The 18,630-nt window shown below is 65.1% G+C and carries 21 protein-coding genes; 15 read left to right on the plus strand and 6 right to left on the minus strand.

The window, feature by feature from the left end:
• Entirely contained in the window at positions 1-1,419 is a 1,419-nt protein-coding gene (locus tag CAER_RS0111450) for a dihydrolipoyl dehydrogenase family protein (RefSeq protein ID WP_027235491.1), read from the minus strand.
• Between the two features lie 2 nt (positions 1,420-1,421).
• Complete coding sequence (locus CAER_RS0111455) at positions 1,422-2,195, minus strand: TVP38/TMEM64 family protein (RefSeq protein ID WP_027235492.1); 774 nt, start codon at positions 2,193-2,195, stop codon at positions 1,422-1,424.
• A 319-nt stretch (positions 2,196-2,514) separates the two neighbouring features.
• Between CAER_RS0111455 and rpmH the strand changes: the two genes are divergently transcribed.
• From rpmH to yidD, 3 genes are all read left to right on the plus strand, one after another.
• Positions 2,515-2,649, plus strand: a complete 135-nt coding sequence (gene rpmH, locus CAER_RS0111460; RefSeq protein ID WP_008554144.1) for a 50S ribosomal protein L34 — start codon at positions 2,515-2,517, stop codon at positions 2,647-2,649.
• Positions 2,650-2,672: 23 nt separating this feature from the next.
• The gene (rnpA, locus tag CAER_RS0111465; RefSeq protein WP_027235493.1) at positions 2,673-3,098 is read left to right on the plus strand and encodes a ribonuclease P protein component; all 426 of its coding nucleotides are present in this window, start codon (positions 2,673-2,675) and stop codon (positions 3,096-3,098) included.
• Positions 3,099-3,225: 127 nt separating this feature from the next.
• Complete coding sequence (yidD, locus tag CAER_RS0111470) at positions 3,226-3,456, plus strand: membrane protein insertion efficiency factor YidD (RefSeq protein WP_027235494.1); 231 nt, start codon at positions 3,226-3,228, stop codon at positions 3,454-3,456.
• Positions 3,457-3,458: 2 nt separating this feature from the next.
• Here the strand turns inward: yidD and CAER_RS0111475 are convergent, their stop codons facing one another.
• Positions 3,459-3,995, minus strand: coding sequence for a hypothetical protein (locus CAER_RS0111475; RefSeq protein WP_027235495.1), 537 nt, complete (start codon positions 3,993-3,995; stop codon positions 3,459-3,461).
• 120 nt (positions 3,996-4,115) lie between these two features.
• Between CAER_RS0111475 and ttcA the strand changes: the two genes are divergently transcribed.
• From ttcA to CAER_RS0111510, 7 genes are all read left to right on the plus strand, one after another.
• The gene (ttcA, locus tag CAER_RS0111480) at positions 4,116-5,003 is read left to right on the plus strand and encodes a tRNA 2-thiocytidine(32) synthetase TtcA (RefSeq protein ID WP_027235496.1); all 888 of its coding nucleotides are present in this window, start codon (positions 4,116-4,118) and stop codon (positions 5,001-5,003) included.
• Between the two features lie 66 nt (positions 5,004-5,069).
• Positions 5,070-6,614, plus strand: a complete 1,545-nt coding sequence (locus CAER_RS0111485) for a putative bifunctional diguanylate cyclase/phosphodiesterase (protein ID WP_027235497.1) — start codon at positions 5,070-5,072, stop codon at positions 6,612-6,614.
• A gap of 134 nt (positions 6,615-6,748) precedes the next feature.
• The gene (yidC, locus tag CAER_RS0111490) at positions 6,749-8,554 is read left to right on the plus strand and encodes a membrane protein insertase YidC (RefSeq protein WP_027235498.1); all 1,806 of its coding nucleotides are present in this window, start codon (positions 6,749-6,751) and stop codon (positions 8,552-8,554) included.
• Positions 8,551-9,303: an MOSC domain-containing protein gene (locus CAER_RS0111495; protein ID WP_027235499.1), complete on the plus strand. Its 753-nt coding sequence runs from the start codon at positions 8,551-8,553 to the stop codon at positions 9,301-9,303. The genes yidC and CAER_RS0111495 overlap by 4 nt, the downstream gene beginning before the upstream one ends.
• Positions 9,303-9,950 carry a ribosome biogenesis GTP-binding protein YihA/YsxC gene (gene yihA / locus CAER_RS0111500; protein WP_027235500.1) on the plus strand — a complete coding sequence of 216 codons (648 nt, stop codon included), beginning with the start codon at positions 9,303-9,305 and terminating at the stop codon, positions 9,948-9,950. The genes CAER_RS0111495 and yihA overlap by 1 nt, the downstream gene beginning before the upstream one ends.
• A 3-nt stretch (positions 9,951-9,953) precedes the next feature.
• Complete coding sequence (locus CAER_RS0111505) at positions 9,954-10,319, plus strand: DUF2946 family protein (RefSeq protein ID WP_027235501.1); 366 nt, start codon at positions 9,954-9,956, stop codon at positions 10,317-10,319.
• Between the two features lie 71 nt (positions 10,320-10,390).
• Positions 10,391-11,788, plus strand: a complete 1,398-nt coding sequence (locus tag CAER_RS0111510; protein ID WP_027235502.1) for a PepSY-associated TM helix domain-containing protein — start codon at positions 10,391-10,393, stop codon at positions 11,786-11,788.
• Between the two features lie 103 nt (positions 11,789-11,891).
• Here the strand turns inward: CAER_RS0111510 and CAER_RS0111515 are convergent, their stop codons facing one another.
• Complete coding sequence (locus CAER_RS0111515) at positions 11,892-12,620, minus strand: SDR family NAD(P)-dependent oxidoreductase (protein ID WP_027235503.1); 729 nt, start codon at positions 12,618-12,620, stop codon at positions 11,892-11,894.
• A 134-nt stretch (positions 12,621-12,754) separates the two neighbouring features.
• On the opposite strand from CAER_RS0111515, the gene argB reads away from it, so the two are divergent.
• The 5 genes from argB (at position 12,755) to CAER_RS0111540 (ending at position 16,460) form a co-directional block, all read left to right on the plus strand.
• Complete coding sequence (gene argB / locus CAER_RS0111520; RefSeq protein ID WP_027235504.1) at positions 12,755-13,615, plus strand: acetylglutamate kinase; 861 nt, start codon at positions 12,755-12,757, stop codon at positions 13,613-13,615.
• 156 nt (positions 13,616-13,771) lie between these two features.
• A complete protein-coding gene (locus CAER_RS0111525) occupies positions 13,772-14,566 on the plus strand; it encodes a sterol desaturase family protein (RefSeq protein WP_027235505.1) in 795 nt (264 codons plus the stop codon).
• A gap of 108 nt (positions 14,567-14,674) precedes the next feature.
• A complete protein-coding gene (locus tag CAER_RS0111530; RefSeq protein ID WP_027235506.1) occupies positions 14,675-15,376 on the plus strand; it encodes a hypothetical protein in 702 nt (233 codons plus the stop codon).
• Positions 15,373-15,870 carry a SixA phosphatase family protein gene (locus CAER_RS0111535; protein ID WP_027235507.1) on the plus strand — a complete coding sequence of 166 codons (498 nt, stop codon included), beginning with the start codon at positions 15,373-15,375 and terminating at the stop codon, positions 15,868-15,870. Before CAER_RS0111530 ends, CAER_RS0111535 begins: the two co-directional genes overlap by 4 nt.
• A gap of 131 nt (positions 15,871-16,001) precedes the next feature.
• Positions 16,002-16,460 carry a DUF411 domain-containing protein gene (locus CAER_RS0111540; RefSeq protein ID WP_027235508.1) on the plus strand — a complete coding sequence of 153 codons (459 nt, stop codon included), beginning with the start codon at positions 16,002-16,004 and terminating at the stop codon, positions 16,458-16,460.
• Positions 16,461-16,527: 67 nt separating this feature from the next.
• Here CAER_RS0111540 and CAER_RS0111545 read toward each other — a convergent pair whose 3' ends face one another.
• Positions 16,528-17,319, minus strand: coding sequence for an amino acid ABC transporter ATP-binding protein (locus tag CAER_RS0111545; protein WP_027235509.1), 792 nt, complete (start codon positions 17,317-17,319; stop codon positions 16,528-16,530).
• A gap of 12 nt (positions 17,320-17,331) precedes the next feature.
• On the minus strand, positions 17,332-18,630 hold the full coding sequence (locus CAER_RS0111550) for an amino acid ABC transporter permease (RefSeq protein WP_027235510.1): 1,299 nt from the start codon (positions 18,628-18,630) through the stop codon (positions 17,332-17,334).

An 18,630-nucleotide genomic window follows, 5' to 3' on the forward strand; every position in this document is an offset into this window, starting at 1 on the left:
TCATGGAACCCAGCGCTGAACCAGGCGCACCGCGCGTTTCACCAGACTGCTTTCAAAAAGCCGCGGAGAAAAATACGCGCCCGCCGCCCGTTTGTTGATCTCGCCAAAGGAGGGGTACGGCGCGACCATGGCTGCAATCTGGCTCATTTTCAGGCGGTTGGCCAGTGCCAGGGACCACAGGCTGATCAGCTCTCCGGCCTGATGCCCCGCGATGGTGGCCCCCACGGGGCGCCCGCCGGAGACCATCACTTTGATAAACCCTTTGGTCTTGCGTTCGGCGATGGCGCGGTCGTTGTGTTCATACTCAAAACGCACCACCTCCAGCTTCACGCCATAGCGGTCGCGCGCCTGCGTCTCGGTCAGGCCAACCTGCGCCAGTTCCGGGTCGGTGTAGGTCGCCCAGGGGATATGGCTGGTCTTGACCTTGGACGGCAGCCCGAACAGGGCGGAGCGGATGATGACGCTGGCGTGGTAGCCCGCCACATGGGTGAACTGCATCCCGCCGGCCACGTCGCCAATGGCATAAACGCGTCTGTTGGTGGTCAGCAGGCTCTCATCCACCTTGATGCCGTTGCCCCGGGTCTCGATCCCGGCGGCCTCCGGATTCAGCCGGTCGGTGTTGGCCTTGCGCCCCACCGCCATCAGCAGATGGGTGCCGTGGAATGTGCTGCCGTCCTTGGTCTCGACCTCAATCGCGCCAGCCTGCCCGCCGACGCGGGACACCATGGCGCCTTCGGCAATTTCCACGCCTTCGCTGCGCAGGGCCTCCAGCACCAGCGCCGCGGCCTCCGGGTCATCCTTGCCCAGCGCTTTCTGGCCTTCGATCACGGTGACCTTGCAGCCCAGCCGCACATGCGCCTGCGCCATTTCCATGCCGATCGGGCCGCCGCCGATGATCAGCAGATGCGCGGGCTTTTTGCGCAGATCGAACAATGTCTCGTTGGTCTCAAATGGCACCTTGTCCAGCCCCGGAACGGGCGGCACCAGCGGCGAGGAACCGGTGGCAATCACGATCCGGCGCGCGGTGATGCGGTGCGGCCCGGCCTCCACCTCGGTTTCAGAGGTGAAGTGGCCGAACTCCCGGATCACCCGCACACCCAGGCCCTCGAACCGCTCCTGGCTGTCCACCGGCGCAATGGTTCCGATCACCTGGTGCACATGATCCTTGGCCGCGTCATAGTCCGGCTGCGGGCGCTGATCCGCCACGCCGAACGCCGCGGTATGCGCCTGACCATAGGCGGCCTTGGCGCTGGCCAGCAGCGCCTTGGAGGGCACACAGCCGTAATTCAGGCAATCGCCGCCCATCTTGTGGCCTTCCAGCAGCACCACATCGGCGCCCATCTGGCTGGCCCCTGCGGCCACCGACAAGCCGCCCGATCCGGCGCCGATGACCAGAAGATCGCATTCAATACGGTTCATGTTCAGCTGTCCTTGTTCTTGCGGCCGCGGATATTGCCGCGCACGGCCTTGACCAGAATCGGCATTGCCGCCAGCACGCACAAGCCCAGGATCGGCCCGATCACGTGCGGCTCCCACAGCAGGCTCAGGTCCGGATCCTCGCCGCGGTCAAAAACAGAGCCGACGCCCACCCCGATCCAGGTAAAGACGATGGCGCCCGGAATGATGCCCGCCGCTGTGGTCCACAGGAAGTTGCGGAACTTGACCCCCACCAGCGCCGGCAGCAGGTTGGCCACAAAAAACGGCACCGCCGGCACCAGCCGCAACAGCAGCAGAACCTCAATCTCATTTTCCCGCAGCGCCTGCTTCAGCATCTGCACCCGGCCCTCGGCCGCTTCGATCTTGGCCGTCAGCATCGCCCCGAGCCCCATGCGCGCGGCCAGAAAGATGCCCGCCGCGCCGATGGTGGCAGAGATCACGTTGAACACCGTGCCCGCAGCCAGCCCGAACAGAAAGCCGCCGGTCACCGAGGCCACCGCCGCACCGGGCAGCGAAAACACCACGATGACAATATAAAGCCCCATGAACAGCGCCACCAGACCCAGGTAATTCTGATCCCGGAACGCCATCAGCGCCTCGCGGTTGTCGCGCAGCGTGTCAAACGTCAGATAATCCTTCAGCGCCACCGCCCCGATCAGCGCCACAGCCGCCACCGCAATCAGCGGCAGGTGGCGGGCCAGGCCGGGCTTTGATCCAGCTTGCGGGTCGGAATTCGGGGTCTCGGTCATATCGCTCATCGGTCCGTGGCTGCTGCAGGGTTTGTTGCTACGTGTTAAATGGCCCCGGCGCGAGGCCAAGCAGCCCCGCTTCACAGGTGCTTGAACACAGATCCGGATTTCGTGAGCTTTGTGGCAGAATCACTGGCCCCATGTTACAGCCGCGGCGTCCGGACCGGCCGTTGCGGGGCAGTTTTTGGCAGAAATGTTGCATATTGCCCGGAAAAGGCGGCCTGCAGGGTTTGACTTGGCCGTCATTCCCTCCTAAAGACCGGGCTTCGAGATAGACCCCGGGCGGGCGATTCCGCGCACCCGACGAAAAAATGTGGAGACCGGAGCGATGAAACGCACCTATCAGCCTTCGAACCTGGTTCGCAAACGCCGCCACGGCTTCCGTGCGCGCATGGCCACCAAGGCAGGCCGCAAGATCCTGAACGCACGCCGCGCCCGCGGCCGTAAAGAACTGAGCGCATAAGCTCAGTTCCCGTTCTGACGGACATGACACCGCCGGAGGCCCCCAAGGACGGCAACGCTGCCCGCGGGGACACGCCTCCGGCGGTGTCCGTTTGCGCATCGGATGCACCCAAGCTTGAGGTCATGGCCAAGCGCCGTGACTTCCTCGCCTGCGCCCGCCCCCCTGCCTGCAAGCAGGGCACCAAGGGCATGATGGTGCAGGGCCGGAACCGCCAGGATGATGGCGGCATCCGCATGGGCTTCACCTGCTCCAAAAAAGTCGGCAATGCGGTCGCCCGCAACCGCGCCAAGCGCAGATTGCGCGAGGCCGCGCGGATGATTCTGCCCGCACACGGCCGTCCCGGCTGGGATTACGTTCTGATCGGCCGCGCCGCAGAGACCGCCCAGCGCCCGTTCGAGGAGCTGAAGCGCGACCTGATCTATGCGCTGAAGAAAATTCACGGCCAGTAGCGCACGCAGCCCCCTCGCCTTACTGAGCCACTCTTGTCCGGCCGGCAGGCCGGACAGCGCCCGGCCCTCCCTGCGGGAGGGCGCTGTCCTCATTGCCTTACCGCATTCCTGCCCCTATCTATCCGCCATGACCCCTCTGGCCCATATCCTTGCACTCCCCGTGCGCGCTTACCGGCTGCTGTTCAGCCCCTGGGTCGGCTTCAATTGCCGGTACCAGCCCACCTGCTCGGCCTACGCACTGGAATCGCTGGAGAAACACGGCGCCATCAAGGGCGCCTGGCTCACCATCCGCCGCATCGGCCGCTGCCACCCTTTCGGCGGCGACGGTTATGACCCGGTGCCGGACAAGAAAGACTAAGCTCACGTCCTCCGGTTCAGCCCGCGCGCGATGGTGTCGATGATCATCCACATCAGGATGATGAACGGCAGGAACGCCATCATCGGATCGCCCGCCGCCTTCCCGGCTTTGGCCGCCTTCAGCAGCGTGCCCACACCCTTGGGCGGCTGGCTGATATAGCTCTCCAGCTCGCGTGAAGCCTTGACCAGGATTCCGTAATCCTTGTCCGGCTTCTTCTGCATCAGCTTCAGCGCCCCGGCGAGCCGCCCCAGCACGTTGTTCAGCTCATTCACAACGCTGTCCAGCCAGGTCACCCCGTCCTGCACATCCATGGGCAGCTCGCCAAAGAACGGCGCGTTCTGCAGCTTGGTAACCTGCGACTGCTTCTTCATGAAGGCCGTGACTTTCTGCGCCGCGGCCTTGCCCTTGGCGGGCGTCATCGCCCCCTTCTCGAACTGCTTGACCACGCCGCGCAGCTCTTTCTCCAGCCCCTTCAGGCCGGTCTCCGCCTCGCCCACGGCCTTGCGGACAATCCGCGCCTCCTTGCTGTCTTCGCTCATCAAATGCCCTCACTGATCAAATCGCCTTACCGCGCCAGCTTAGCGCGCATTGCCGCCGCCCCCTAGCGTTGCACACCTTTTTTCCTTGGCAAAACGCCCGTCCTCGGCTAGGGCGCGCCCATGCTTGATGATGACCTGGACGAAATCCATCCGCTGTTTGCCGGCGCCCCCGCGACCACTGAGTTCAAGAAGCTCAGGAAGCGCATTGTGCGCCATGCACGTGAAGCGATCGACCAATACGGCATGGTCGAGCGCCGCGAGGACGGCAGCACACCCAAGTGGCTGGTCTGCCTGTCGGGCGGCAAGGACAGCTATACCCTGCTGGCAGTTCTGTATGAGCTGAAATGGCGCGGCCTCTTGCCCGTGGATCTGCTGGCCTGCAACCTGGACCAGGGCCAGCCGGGCTTTCCGGCCACGGTGCTGCCGGAGTTCCTGGAAAAAATGGGCGTGCCGCACCGGATCGAGTATCAGGACACCTACTCCATCGTTGTCGACAAGGTGCCGCAGGGGCGGACCTATTGCGCCCTGTGCTCGCGCCTGCGCCGCGGCAACCTCTACCGCATCGCGCGCGAGGAAGGCTGCTCAGCAGTGGTGCTAGGCCATCACCGCGACGACATCCTGGAAACCTTCTTCATGAACCTGTTCCACGGCGGCCGCCTCGCGACCATGCCGCCCAAGCTGGTCAACGAGGAAGGCGATCTGTTCGTGTTCCGCCCGCTCGCCCATGTGTCCGAGGCCGACTGCGAGAAATTTGCCCGCTCCATGAATTACCCGATCATCCCCTGCGACCTCTGCGGCAGCCAGGACGGGCTTCAGCGCCAGCAGGTCAAGCAGATCCTGGACCAGTGGGAATCAAACTCGCCCGGACGCCGCCAGGTGATGTTCCGGGCGCTGATGAACGCGCGGCCCTCGCATCTTCTGGACCCGAAATTGTTCGACTTTGCCGGTCTGGAGCTGAAGAATTCCGACGCTGAGCCGGAAAATACTGCAATTCCTATGCTGCGTTAACTCCCGGGTTAGAACAGCGCCTTAGTCTCGTGCCGGAACGACTGGCAGCAGACAAAGGGTCTGAGAATGACAAACACGGGTTCAGGTCTCCTGGCACGGCTCCGGCAAACCCTTGCCCCCGCACTTTTCGGGCCGCCCGTGCTCGCGTTCCTGCCCGCGCTGACGCTGGCCACCTACTGGCTTGGTGGCGAGGCGGCGCTGCTGTCGGTGGCGCTTGGCCTGCCGGTGCTGATCGCCGCAACCGGCGGGTTCAGCAAACTGGGCGGCCGCGGCCGCCCCCGCGACAGCATCACCGGCATGATCCTGCGCGACGGGTTTGAGGAGGAGACGGCACGGATCTACGGCGAATGCGCCGACTCCGACCTGCGGTCGGCCGTCTTCATCGTCGACCTGGACGACTTCAAGGAGCTTGCCGACCGGCACGGCCAGGAAGCCGGCGACCGGATCATGCAGCATTGCGGCGCGCAGATCGCCTCCGCCCTGCGCCAGAACGATGTCGTGGCCCGGCTCGGCGACAGCCGGTTTGCCATCTGTCTGGCCCCTACCCTGCAGCTGGACCTGGAACTGTGCATCCAGCTGGCGGGCCGGATTCAATCCGCCGCTGAGGAACCGGTGCCGCTGGACGGCACCACGATCTACATGACCTCCTCCATCGGCTTCTGCCAGCGCAACCGGGCCCCGGGAAAAACCAGCGCCGAATGGACCGCGGCCGCCATCGCCGCCCTGGCCGAGGCGCAAAGCAACGGCCCCGGCGGAATCCGCGCCTATTCGGCGGATATGTCGGGCCGCGGCAACTCCCGCTCCAACCTGCGCGACGAAGCCGCAGCGGCGCTGGAATCCGGCCAGATCCAGGCCTGGTTCCAGCCGCAAATCTGCACCGACACCGGCCGGGTTTCGGGCTTCGAGGCACTGGCGCGCTGGTCGCATCCGGTGCAGGGGCTGATCCCGCCCTCCACCTTCCTGCCCGCGCTGGAAGAGGCCGGGCTGATGGACCGGCTCAGCCAGGTGATGCTTTACAACGCCCTTGTGGCGGTCAAGGCCTGGGACGCGGCCGGCGTGAGCGTGCCCCGCGTCGGCGTGAATTTCGCCACCCAGGAGCTGCGCAACCCCGGGCTGGCCGGGCGCATCAAATGGGAACTGGAGCGGTTTGAGCTGCCCGCTGACCGCCTCTGTGTCGAGATCCTGGAAACCGTGATGACCGATCAGCCCGATGATGTGGTCACCCGCAACATCCTCGCGCTCAGCGAACTGGGCTGCCACATCGACCTTGATGACTTCGGCACCGGCCATGCCTCGATCGCCGCGGTGCGCCGCTTCAACATCTCCCGCATCAAGATCGACCGTTCCTTTGTGATGAAGGCGGATCAGGACCCGGAACAGCAGAAACTGATCTCCGCTATCCTGACCATGGCAGAGCGGCTGGACCTTGAAACCCTGGCCGAAGGGGTGGAAACCGCGGGCGAGCACGCGCTGCTGGCGCAGCTGGGCTGCGGCCACGTGCAGGGCTTCGGCATCGGCCGCCCGATGCCGTTTGAGCAGACGCTGGACTGGATCGCCGCCCATGAGGCGAAACTGCAGAACACGCCTGTGATTGGCCGCCAGACCCCGTGACCCGCTCAATTCCGGGCAATTAATACCGCGCCGGGGCGCTCTGCCGCCCCGGCGCGGCCCGATTCTGCTTGACCTTTGCGGCCCACCTCTGTTGAACCCCACGTGTCCTTCCCTACACGAGGTGGCAGTCCCCAATGGACGATCAGAACAAAAATCTAATTCTCGCAACCGTACTCAGCTTTCTGGTGATCCTCGGGTGGTATACCTTCTTCCCGCCCCCGGAGCCGGAGCAGGCGCCTGAAACCGCGGTCAGCGAAACCGCCCCCGCAGGCGATACCGCACTGGCGCCCAGCGCCGCGGCTGAGGCCGTGGACGGCAGCGCCCCGGAACAGGCCGAGGCCCCGCAGGCCGCGCGTCTGGCCATCGACACGCCGCGGGTGACCGGCAGCATCTCGCTGCAGGGCGGCCGGATCGACGATCTGTCGCTGAAGGACTACCGCGAGACGCTGGACGAGAATTCCCCGATCGTCAAACTGCTGAAGCCGGTGGGCGAGGCCGAGGCCTATTACGCGCTTTACGGCTGGGCCCCGGGCGCCGGCCTGTCGCTGGATCAGGTGCCGGGCGCCAACACCGTCTGGAGCGCCGAGGCAGATGCCACCCTGACCCCGGACAGCCCCGTCACCCTGACCTGGGACAACGGCAACGGCCTGACCTTCAGCCGCACCATCTCGGTCGACGAGGATTACATGTTCTCGGTCACCCAGTCGGTTGCCAACGCCTCCGGCGGCACCGTGTCGCTGGCGCCCTACGGCACCCTGGCCCGCCACGGCCAGCCCGCCGACCTGAAGAACTTCTTCATCCTGCACGAAGGCCTGGTCGGCATGTCCGACGGCGAGCTGGCCGAGATCGACTATGACGACATGGCCGATTTCGAGCCCGACGCGCGCGACGGCTCCAAGGCAGAAATCCGCCAGGTCGCCGAGAACGGCTGGATCGGCTTTACTGACCATTACTGGATGTCGACCCTGGTCCCCGAGCCGGGTCAGGCCTTCCGCTCGATCGCCAAATTCGACGAGCGCCGCGAGATCTACCAGACCGACATCGTGCTGCCGACCGTGACCGTCGCTGACGGCCAGTCGTCCGAAGTCACCACCCAGCTGTTTGCCGGCGCCAAGGAATGGGAAACCATCCGCGGCTACCAGAAGGCAGGCATCCAGGGCTTCCTGGACGTGATCGACTGGGGCTGGTTCTTCTTCCTGACCAAGCCGATGTTCTGGCTGCTGCACAATCTGAACGTCCTGATCGGCAACATGGGCTGGGCGATCATCGGCCTCACCGTGGTGATCAAGATCCTGGTGTTCCCGCTGGCCTATAAATCCTACGCCTCCATGGCCAAGATGAAAGAGCTTCAGCCGGAGATGGAGAAGCTCAAGGAGCGCGCCGGCGACGACCGCCAGAAGATGCAGAAGGAGATGATGGAGCTCTACAAGCGGGAGAAGGTGAACCCCGCCGCGGGCTGCCTGCCGATTCTGATTCAGATCCCGATCTTCTTCTCGCTCTACAAGGTGATCTTCGTCACCCTGGAGCTGCGCCACGCGCCCTTCTTCGGCCCCTTCCAGGACCTCAGCGCGCCGGATCCGACCTCGATCTTCAACCTGTTCGGCCTGCTGCCCTTTGCGGCCCCGGCTCCGGAAAGCATCCTGGCGCTGGTCTTCATCGGCATCCTGCCGATCCTGCTGGGCGTCTCGATGTGGCTGCAGCAAAAGCTGAACCCGGCGCCCACCGACCCGACCCAGCAGATGATCTTTGCCTGGATGCCCTGGGTGTTCATGTTCATGCTCGGCGGCTTCGCCTCCGGCCTGGTGGTCTACTGGATCGCCAACAACACGATCACCTTCACCCAGCAGTATCTGATCATGCGCAGCCACGGTTATAAGCCGGACGTGTTCGGCAACATCAAGTCGAGCTTCAAGAAGAAGCCGAAGGCTGAGAACGAATGACCTGCAAGGTCACAAATATCTGGCGCCACCCGCTCAAATCCCACGGGCGGGAGGCACTGGAATCCGTAACTCTGAGCGCCGGGCAGACCATGCCCGGCGATCGCGTTTGGGCGGTCGCGCATGAGGCGTCATCGGCGGATGGCTCCGAATGGGTGCCCTGCACCAATTTCACCCGCGGCTCAAAGGCGCCGCAGCTGATGGCCGTCAATGCCAAGCTGGACGAAGCCACCGGCCAGCTGACGCTGAGCCACCCGGACCGTCCCGACCTGACGTTTGATCCGGACGCCGCTGAGGACCTGACCCGTTTCCTGGACTGGGAAAAGCCGCTGCTGCCTGCAAACCGGGCCGGGTCTTCCCATATCGTCCGGGTGCCGGGCCGCGGCATGACCGATAGCGATTTCCCCTCGGTCACGCTGTGCAACCTGGCCTCCCACCGCGCGGTGGAGCAAGCCATCGGGCATAAGCTGTCGCCGCTGCGCTGGCGCGGCAACATCTGGTTCGATCTGGGCGAGGCCTGGGCCGAAAACGAATGGATCGGCCGCGAGGTGCAGATCGGCGAGGCGGTCCTTGCCGTGCGCGAGCGGGTGGTGCGCTGCCTGGCGACCACCGCCAACCCCGAAACCGGCGAACGCGACGCCGACACGCTGAAAACCCTGAAAGACAACTGGGGCCATCAGGACTTCTCGGTCTACGCCGAGGTGGTCCGCGGCGGCCCTGTCCGCATCGGCGATGCGGTGAAGGTACTGTGATGCAGATGCAATTCCCCCTGGCCGAGGCGCCGGACGAACTTTCCCTGGAAAAAGGCCGCAAGCTGTTTGCGGGCGAGACCGAGTTCCTCAAGGGCGTGGTCGCAATGAGCGGCCTGCCCGGTGCCGACCGGATGGAGGTCTGCTTTGCCGGCCGCTCCAACGTCGGCAAGTCGAGCCTGATCAACGCGCTGACCGGCACCAAGGGCATCGCGCGCGCTTCCAACACCCCGGGCCGCACGCAGGAGATCAACTTCTTCACCCAAGGGCCGGAGCTCTATCTGGTCGACCTGCCCGGCTATGGCTATGCCAACGCGCCGCTGGCGGTGGTGGAGAAATGGCAGAAGCTGCTGAAGCAATACCTGTCCGGCCGCCAGAACCTGCGCCGCGCCTTTGTGCTGATCGACAGCCGCCATGGCGTCAAGAAGGTGGACGAGGACATCATGAAGCTGCTGGACAGCTCCGCCGTCACCTTCCAATGCGTGATGACCAAGGCTGACAAGGTCAAGGAAAAGGACCGTGCCAAGGTGCTGGAGCAGGTCCGCGGCGCGCTGGCCAAACACCCTGCGGCCTATCCGGAAATCGTGCTGACCTCCTCTGAAAAGGGCGACGGCATCCCGACCCTCAGGTCGATCATCGCCAGCCTCTGATCCATGCTTGCCCGCCTTGCCTCTTATCTGGTTGTGATCGCCCTGGCCGTGGCCGGGCTGATCCCCTCCGGATGGATGCCGGGCACGGCGCAGGACGGCAAGGTGCTGCTGGTGATCTGTACCGGCCATGGCATGGTGGAAACCTGGGTCGATCTGGACAGCGGCGAACCCCATGCGCCCGCCGAGCAGATGGAGGACCGCAGCTGTCCTTTTGCGGCCCTTGGCGCAGTGGCGCTGCTGCCGGACAGCCTGATAGACCTGAACCTGGACACACCTCTCAGCGACCGCTGGTCGCGCGAGGCCTTTACCCATCACACAGCCGGCTTCCACTGGCGCTATGATGCCCGCGGCCCGCCCGCACTCTCCTGATTTTCTGAACACTTCTGACATTACCGCCGGCGCCCCGCGCGCCCGGCCCCGTTCCGATATGGAGAGACCCAATGGCAACCAGCCAACCGCAATCCGCGGGCCAGATGCGCCCGCTTTCTGAAAAGTTCTACTTCGCCGCCTGGCGCTGGCACTTCTACGCCGGCCTGTTTGTGATCCCCTTCCTGATCATGCTGGCGGTGACCGGCCTGATGATGATGTTCATCACCCAAGTGGACGGCCGCGAGGGCGAGAAGATCCCCGTCCCCCCAGGCCCCACCGAGCTGAGCATACCTGAGCAGGAGGCCGCCGTGCTGGCCGCCCAACCCGGCACTATAGCCGAATGGATCGGCCCCAAGGCCCCGGATCTGGCCGCAGTGTTCCGCGTGAAAACTGATGAAGGCCAGCGCCTGGTGGCGCTCAACCAGTACAGCGGCGAAGTGATCGAGGTCTGGGACCGCCGCGCCGGCTGGTACGATCTGGCCGACAACATCCATTCTACCCTGCTGATCGGCGACACCGGCGACCGGCTGATCGAGATCGCCGCCGGTTTGGGCCTCGTGCTGGTGCTGACCGGCCTCTACCTGTGGTGGCCCCGTGGCAATGCCATCAGAGCTTTCATCCCCAACTTCCGCGCCAAGGGCCGCGCCCTGTGGAAGAGCCTCCACGCGGTCACCGGCTTCTGGATGTCGGCGCTGCTGGTGGTGTTCCTGATCTCGGGCCTGTCGTGGACCGGCATCTGGGGCGGCAAGATCATGCAGGCGTGGTCCACCTTCCCGGCGGCGAAATGGGACAATGTGCCCCTGTCTGACGATATCCACGCCAGCATGAACCATGGGCATACCAACGACGTGCCTTGGGCGCTGGAGCAAACCCCGATGCCCGCCTCAGGCTCTGACGCCGGGATCACCGGCGTGGCCGAAGGCGCCCCAGTGGATGCCGCCAGCCTGATCGCTTTGGGCCGCTCGCTGGGAATGGAAGGCCGCTTCCGCCTCGCCTACCCCGGTGGCGAAAGTGGCGTCTGGACAATCAACCGCGACAGCATGAGCGGCGACGGCGACAGCCCCTTCATCGACCGCACCGTGCATGTGGACCAGTACAGCGGCAGGATCCTCGCCGATGTGACGTATGACGACTACTCCTGGGCGGGTAAAGCGATGGCGGTCAGCATCCCCTTCCACATGGGGCTGATGGGCACCTGGAGCTTCGTGTTGAACGTGGTGTTCTGCCTCGCGGTGATCTTTGTTTGCGTCTCCGGCCTGGTGATGTGGGTCAAGCGCCGCCCTTCCGGTGCCGCCCGCCTTGCCGCGCCGCCGGAACCGGCAGAGATGCCGTTCTGGAAAGGTGCCGCGCTGATTGCCGTGCTGGTCTCGCTGGCCTTCCCGCTCACCGGCCTGGCGCTGCTGGCGGTGCTGGCGTTTGACGTGCTGCTGCTGGGCAACCTGCCGGTGCTGAAACGCGCGATGAGCTAGTAGAAAGCGAAGGGCAGCGCCCGACCCTGGGTGGGTGCGAAAGCGCCGTCCCGTGGGGAGGGTCGGGCGCTGCCCGGCCTCTAGGCCGGGCGGTTGACAAAAATCAAACGTGCTGCGCGCCGTTCACCTCGATCTCAGCGCCGGAGATATAGGAACTCCCCTCCGAGCACAGGAAATAGATCGCCGCCGCCACTTCCTCAGGCTGGCCCAGCCGCTGCATCGGCAGCTTGGCGACGATCTTCTCGGTGCCGGGCGACAGGATCGAGGTTTCGACCTCGCCCGGCGCAATGGCGTTCACGCGCACGCCCATCGGCCCGAAGTCATGCGCCATCTCCCGCGTCAGCGCCGCCAGCGCCGCCTTCGAGGTGGCATAGGCCGCGCCTGCAAAGGGATGCACACGGCTGCCCGCGATCGAGGTCACGTTGACGACAGAGCCCTGCGCCGCCGCCAGCTCCTCCTTGAGGCCGCGGGCCAGCACCACCGAGGCAAAGAAGTTCACATGGAACACCTTGCCCCAGTCCATCAGATCAGTGTTCAGCGTATTGAGCCGCTCCCCGTCCGGTCCCTTGGGCGAGATGCCCGCGTTGTTAACCAGCGCATCCAGCCGACCGTCCAGCAGCTCCTGGATCTGGCCCACTGCATTGATCGTGTCCGACGGATCCGACAGGTCCAGCTGCACATGGTTCTCCTGGCCGCCGCCCCAGGGGCATTCCTGCGGGAATGGCTGGCGCGAGCAGGTGATCACCCGCCAGCCCTCGGCGTTGAAACGGCGCACGGTGGCGTGGCCGATGCCGCGGCTGGCCCCGGTCAGCAGCAAAGTCTTCTGGCGCATGGCGCACTCCTTGTGTGAGAATCTGGCCTGAGCCTAGCACCCGCGCCGCGATCCGCAACGGGGTGCGCCAAACGCAACCCTTGGCAGCGGCGCCGGAACCCCGTAACACATCGGGGCCAAGGGATGATGCAGCAATGAAGAAACAAGATATGAACCGCGATTGGATTGCCACCGCCGAAACCCTCTCCAGCGCGCTGCCGTATTTCCAGCGCTTTGCCGGGGCCATTGTCGTCATCAAGCTGGGCGGCCACGCCATGGGCAGCGACGAGGCGATGGACACCTTTGCCCGCGATATCGTGCTGATGCGCCAGGTCGGGGTGAACCCGGTGATCGTGCATGGCGGCGGGCCGATGATCAACGCGATGCTGGAAAAGCTGCAGATCAAGTCGGAGTTCGTGAACGGCAAGCGCGTCACCGACGCCGCTACCATGGAGGTGGTGGAAATGGTGCTGTCCGGCGTCGTCAACAAGCGCATCGTGCAGGCGATCAACCGCCAGGGCGGCCGCGCGGTGGGGCTGTCGGGCAAGGATGCAAACCTCATCACCTGCGATCAGGCCAACCCGGACCTGGGCTTTGTCGGCGCACCGGCCGAGATGGACCCGATGGTGCTGCACGGGCTGTTTGAAAAGAACATGATCCCGGTGATCGCCCCGATCGGCGGCGGCCGCAATGGCGAGACGTTCAACATCAACGGCGACACCGCCGCCGGCGCCATCGCCAAGGCGCTGACCGCCGACCGGCTTTTGCTGCTGACCGATGTGGCGGGCGTCAAGAATGCCGAGGGCGACGTGGTGACCGAACTGAAGGCGGCGGATGTCGAGGAGATGACCGCCAGCGGCGTGATCGCGGGCGGTATGATCCCCAAGACCGAAACCGCGCTGGATGCGGTCCGCAATGGCGTGCGCGCCTGCACCATCGTGGACGGGCGGGTGCAGAACGCAGTGCTGCTGGAGCTTTATACCGACCACGGCGCAGGCTCGATGATCCGCGCCTGAGGCACGGGCCGGCTGAGGGGCGCTGCCCCTCTTGGCCCCTGGGGCCAATTCGCCCCGGGATATTTCGGGGCCAGATGAACAGAGGATCCGTGTTTCAGGCGGCGCGCTGCGGCGTTGGGAGTTGCTTTTTGCCGCTGCATGCGCATCGCTGAAAGCATGGAGTATGAAACCCTGATCCGCCTTGCGGCCTTCCTGGGGCTGTTTGCGCTATTTGCGGCGGCAGAAGCCTGGGCGCCGCGGCGCGGCCGCAGCCTGCCGCGGCGGCGGCGCTGGCCGGCCAACCTGTCGATCTCGATCCTGAACACGCTGACCCTGCGGGCGCTGGCGGTCGGGCTGCCCTTGCTGGCCGTCGGCGCGGCGCTGGATGCGGCAGAGCATGGCTGGGGGCTGCTGAATGCGGTCCGCTGGCCCGGCTGGGTGGAGGTGCTGCTGGCGGTGCTGGTGCTGGATTTCGCTATCTGGCTGCAGCATCTGATCACCCACAAGGTGCCGCTGTTGTGGCGGCTGCACCGGGTGCATCATGCCGACCGCGACATGGACGTGACCACCGCGGTGCGGTTTCACCCGGTGGAGATTGCCCTGTCGATGCTGCTGAAGATCGGGCTGGTCTATCTGCTGGGGCCCTCAGCCCTGGCGGTGGTGCTGTTTGAGATCCTGCTGAACGGCACCGCGCTGTTCAACCATGCCAACCTGGCGCTGCCCCGCAGGGCGGATGCGCTGCTGCGGCTGCTGCTGGTGACGCCGGACATGCACCGGGTGCATCACTCTATCCATCGCCACGAGCATGACAGCAACTACGGCTTTGCCCTGTCGGTCTGGGACCGGATCTTTGGCACCTACACGGCGCAGCCGGGCCAGGGGCATGACGGCATGACCGTGGGGCTGCAGTGGCAGGACGGCCGCCCGGCGCGGCTGGGCTGGAGCCTGATGCTGCCGTTCCGCCGCCGCTGAGCCGGGCGGCAGGAAGACGCCGGCGGACGGTTGCGCGGCGTTTTTGCACTCTGGACGGGACGCCCGCGCTGCTAGGCTCGCCCCATGCCACCGGACCGGATGCCGCTTATGACCCTGACTGACCTGCCGGATGCCCCTGACCGGGACACTCCTTTTTATGCGCGGATCGAAGCAGCCGCCGGGCAGGCCGGGCTGGCGGTGTACGGTGCGCTGCATCCGCGGCGCCAGCCCGTCAAGGCGCTGGAGGGCGGCACCCTGGTGCTGCTGGGCACGGATCAGGCATTCTGGCCCCGCTTCACCGCCAGCTTGGAGTACCGCGACGGCAGGCCGGACCCTGTGGACCGCTGGTCGCAGCGGGTGATCGTCGCCTTGGCAGAAACCCTGGGCGGCCGCGCCCATTACCCCTTTGGCGGGCCGCCCTATACGCCCTTCATCAACTGGGCTTTGGCTACGGGGCGGTTTTTCACATCGCCGTCACAGATGATGGTGCATGATCAGGCCGGACTGATGATTTCCTTGCGGGGGGCCCTTCACTTTGAACAGGAATTTGACATTCCCCCTCCGCCTTTGGCAGAGTCACCCTGCCACAGCTGCCGCTCCCGTCCCTGCCTGGCCGCCTGCCCGGCCGCCGCACTGGCGGACGGGGGGCCCTACGATCTGGCGGCCTGCCATGACTATCTCGATACCAGCGCAGGCGCCGGCTGCATGACCGGCGGCTGTCTTGCCCGCCGGGCCTGCCCGCTGAGCCGCACCGCCGGCCGGGACCCCGGTCAAACCGCACATCACATGAGGCATTTTCATCCGCAATGACCTGCACCCTGATCCTGACCCGCCACGCCAAATCCGCTTGGGACACCAGTGTCCCCAGCGACCACGCCCGCCCGCTGAACAAGCGGGGCCGCCGCTCGGCCCCGGCCATTGCCGACTGGCTGCGCGGCAACGGCCATGTGCCGGATCAGGTCATCTCCTCCTCATCCAGACGCACCCGCGAGACCTTTGAGCTGATGGAACTGGGGGTGCCCGCGGCCTTTACCGAGCGGCTGTACCACGCCAATTCGGACATCCTGTTCAAGGTGCTGTGTCAGGCTGAGAAACCCCGCGTGATGCTGATCGGCCACAACCCCGGCATTGCCGCCTTTGCCCATTCCATCGTGGCCACCCCGCCGGACCATTCCCGGTTTGACGACTACCCGACCGGCGCCACACTGGTGGCTGAGTTCGACATCGGCAACTGGAAGGATCTCAGCTGGAGCAGCGGCAAAGCGATTGATTTCGCCGTCCCGCGGGAGCTGCTGGGCGAGTAGCCCGCCTCCCAAAGCCCCCCGGGCCTGCGGCACGCTGGCGCATCCCGCGCCGGAGGCCACTGGCGCGGCGGCGCGGGCAGACCTATATTGCGGTCCGGAAACACGCCCCCCGCGAGGATTGGAGAAGACCCATGCACCGCCGTACCCTGCTGCTGGCCGCAGCCGCCCTCCCCTTTGCCGCCCTGCCGGGCTTTGCCGCGGCGGCGGCGGAGACCACCATCCGCATCATGAAGTCGCCCACCTGCGGCTGCTGCACCGCCTGGGCCGACCGCCTGGCCGCTGCAGGCTTCACCACCGAAGTGCGCAATGTGGCGGATGAGGAGCTGTGGGCGATGAAGGAGCGGCTCGGCGTCAACGGCGATCTGGCCTCCTGCCACACCGCGGTGGCAGGGCCTTATGTGATCGAGGGCCACGTCCCGGCAGAAGACATCCAGCGGCTGCTCGCGGAGCAGCCTGAGGCGCTTGGGCTGACGGTGCCGGGGATGCCGATCGGCTCGCCGGGGATGGAGATGGGCGACGAGCGCGAGGCCTTCGATACCCTGCTGATCCTGGCAGATGGCAGCACAGAAGTTTTTGCCAGCCATTCCTGACCATAGCTGCCGAAACAAAAAAGGCCGGGCGCGCTGCCCGGCCTTTCTGTTTGGTGATTGAGCTGCCTCAGTGGCCCAGGATCTGGCTGAGGAACAGCTTGGTGCGGTCGCTCTTCGGGTTGTTGAAGAACTCTTCCGGCTCGTTCTGCTCCACGATCTGGCCCGCATCCATGAAGATCACCCGGTTCGCCACCTGGCGGGCAAAGCCCATCTCGTGGGTCACGCACAGCATGGTCATGCCTTCCTCGGCCAGCTCGATCATGGTGTCGAGCACCTCCTTGATCATCTCCGGGTCCAGCGCCGAGGTCGGCTCGTCGAACAGCATGATGCGCGGCATCATGCAAAGCGAGCGCGCAATGGCCACACGCTGCTGCTGGCCGCCCGAGAGCATGCCCGGGTACTTGTTGGCCTGCTCCGGGATCTTCACCTTCTCCAGGAAGTGCATCGCCCGCTCTTCAGCTTCCTTCTTGGGGGTCTTGCGCACCCAGATCGGCGCCAGGGTGCAGTTCTCCAGGATGGTCAGATGCGGGAACAGGTTGAAGTGCTGGAACACCATGCCAACCTCGGACCGGATCTTGTCGATGTTCTTGAGGTCGTTGGACAGTTCGGTGCCATCCACCACGATCTTGCCCTGCTGATGCTCTTCCAGCGCGTTCAGGCAGCGGATCAGGGTGGACTTGCCAGAGCCCGACGGGCCCGCGATCACAATCCGCTCGCCCTGGTTGACGGTCAGGTTGATGTCGCGCAGCACGTGGAAGGAGCCGTACCACTTGTTCATGTTGGTGATTTCAATGGCGACCTCGTCGCTCACCTGCATCTTGGAGCGGTCGATTTGGCGGTCGGACATAAGTTCAGACATATGTTGAACTCCTTAACGGTGGTCGGTGGCGAGACGGCGCTCGAGCCACTGTGAGTATTGAGAAATGCCGTAGCAGACGACGAAGAACAGCGCGGCCGCAAAGCCCAAAAGCTCCCAGTACACGCCGTTCCACTCTGTGGAGGCGAGGATCGGGCCGCGGATCATGCCAACCAGGTCGAACATCGAGATGACCGAAACCAGGGTGGTGTCCTTGAACAGGCCGACGGCCACGTTCACGATGCCCGGGATGGAGATCTTCAGCGCCTGCGGCAGGATGATCAGCCGCATCGCCTGGGGGTAATCCAGGCCAAGGCTGTCAGCCGCTTCGTACTGCCCCTTCGGAAGCGCGGCAAGGCCGCCGCGGATCACCTCGGCGATATAGGCCGCGGAGAACATGGTGATCATGATCACCACGCGCAGGAACAGGTCGACGGTGCTTTCCGGCGGGAAGAAATAGGCCAGCATCACCGAGGCCACGAACAGCAGCGTGATCAGCGGCACGCCGCGCACGAACTCGATGAAGATGACACAGACCCACTTGATCAGCGGCATGTCCGACTGGCGCCCCAGCGCCAGCGCGATGCCCAAGGGCAGCGACAGCGACACACAGGTCACCCCCAGCATCAGGTTCAGCATGAAGCCGCCCAGATCGCGCGAGGGCACCGGGCTCAGCCAGGCATTCTCCGACGCGCCTTCGGGGATCAGCATACCGCCGATGATCCAGACCGCCAGCGCCACCGCGATGGCGCCGAAAAAGCCGATTGCAAAGCTGCTCTTGCCAAATTTCTGGAACACGGTCGCAGCCGCTGCAAAGCCCACAATCGCCACCACCGGCACCATCAGCGTGCCGCCCCAGATCAGCCAGAAGGCCAGGAACGGGTAGACGGCAGTAAAGGCCAGCAGCTTGCGCGGCAGATCGAAGAAAAGGACCGGGGCCGCAGCCACGAGGAACAGCACCAGCGCCAGGTTCGGCCGCCAGTATTGGTCGCCCGGGTACTTGAAGCCGTAAAGCAGCTGGTTCCAGCGCTCGGTCAGCACCGAGAAACAGGCCCCGGTCTTGCCTTGCAGCACCTCGCGGCACTCGGCCAGCGAGCTGGTGGTCCAGACCCCGTTCAGCACCCAAGGCAGGATGTTGCTCAGCACCATGAAGATCGCGGCCAGCGCCACGATGGTCAGCGCGGAGTTCGCGGCGTTGGAGAACAGGTTCTCGCGCAGCCATTTTATCACGCCGGTTTCAGAGGCCGGCGGCGGGGCCGGCGGAATCTGGGTTTCGCGGACAAAGGCGACGGTTTGTGCGTGTGTATCGCTCAT

The sequence above is a fragment of the Leisingera caerulea DSM 24564 genome, from assembly GCF_000473325.1.
GTDB lineage: Bacteria > Pseudomonadota > Alphaproteobacteria > Rhodobacterales > Rhodobacteraceae > Leisingera > Leisingera caerulea.

Coding starts and splice junctions, on each gene's coding strand:
- yidD (WP_027235494.1), top strand. CDS start 3,226: ATGACCCCTCTGGCCCATATCCTTGCACTCCCCGTGCGCGCTTACCGG.
- CAER_RS0111510 (WP_027235502.1), top strand. CDS start 10,391: ATGGCAACCAGCCAACCGCAATCCGCGGGCCAGATGCGCCCGCTTTCT.
- CAER_RS0111540 (WP_027235508.1), top strand. CDS start 16,002: ATGCACCGCCGTACCCTGCTGCTGGCCGCAGCCGCCCTCCCCTTTGCC.
- CAER_RS0111495 (WP_027235499.1), top strand. CDS start 8,551: ATGACCTGCAAGGTCACAAATATCTGGCGCCACCCGCTCAAATCCCAC.
- rpmH (WP_008554144.1), top strand. CDS start 2,515: ATGAAACGCACCTATCAGCCTTCGAACCTGGTTCGCAAACGCCGCCAC.
- rnpA (WP_027235493.1), top strand. CDS start 2,673: ATGACACCGCCGGAGGCCCCCAAGGACGGCAACGCTGCCCGCGGGGAC.
- CAER_RS0111530 (WP_027235506.1), top strand. CDS start 14,675: ATGACCCTGACTGACCTGCCGGATGCCCCTGACCGGGACACTCCTTTT.
- CAER_RS0111455 (WP_027235492.1), bottom strand. CDS start 2,195: ATGAGCGATATGACCGAGACCCCGAATTCCGACCCGCAAGCTGGATCA.
- ttcA (WP_027235496.1), top strand. CDS start 4,116: ATGCTTGATGATGACCTGGACGAAATCCATCCGCTGTTTGCCGGCGCC.
- CAER_RS0111525 (WP_027235505.1), top strand. CDS start 13,772: ATGGAGTATGAAACCCTGATCCGCCTTGCGGCCTTCCTGGGGCTGTTT.
- CAER_RS0111485 (WP_027235497.1), top strand. CDS start 5,070: ATGACAAACACGGGTTCAGGTCTCCTGGCACGGCTCCGGCAAACCCTT.
- CAER_RS0111545 (WP_027235509.1), bottom strand. CDS start 17,319: ATGTCTGAACTTATGTCCGACCGCCAAATCGACCGCTCCAAGATGCAG.
- CAER_RS0111475 (WP_027235495.1), bottom strand. CDS start 3,995: ATGAGCGAAGACAGCAAGGAGGCGCGGATTGTCCGCAAGGCCGTGGGC.
- CAER_RS0111505 (WP_027235501.1), top strand. CDS start 9,954: ATGCTTGCCCGCCTTGCCTCTTATCTGGTTGTGATCGCCCTGGCCGTG.
- argB (WP_027235504.1), top strand. CDS start 12,755: ATGAAGAAACAAGATATGAACCGCGATTGGATTGCCACCGCCGAAACC.
- CAER_RS0111450 (WP_027235491.1), bottom strand. CDS start 1,419: ATGAACCGTATTGAATGCGATCTTCTGGTCATCGGCGCCGGATCGGGC.
- CAER_RS0111535 (WP_027235507.1), top strand. CDS start 15,373: ATGACCTGCACCCTGATCCTGACCCGCCACGCCAAATCCGCTTGGGAC.
- yidC (WP_027235498.1), top strand. CDS start 6,749: ATGGACGATCAGAACAAAAATCTAATTCTCGCAACCGTACTCAGCTTT.
- CAER_RS0111515 (WP_027235503.1), bottom strand. CDS start 12,620: ATGCGCCAGAAGACTTTGCTGCTGACCGGGGCCAGCCGCGGCATCGGC.
- CAER_RS0111550 (WP_027235510.1), bottom strand. CDS start 18,630: ATGAGCGATACACACGCACAAACCGTCGCCTTTGTCCGCGAAACCCAG.
- yihA (WP_027235500.1), top strand. CDS start 9,303: ATGCAGATGCAATTCCCCCTGGCCGAGGCGCCGGACGAACTTTCCCTG.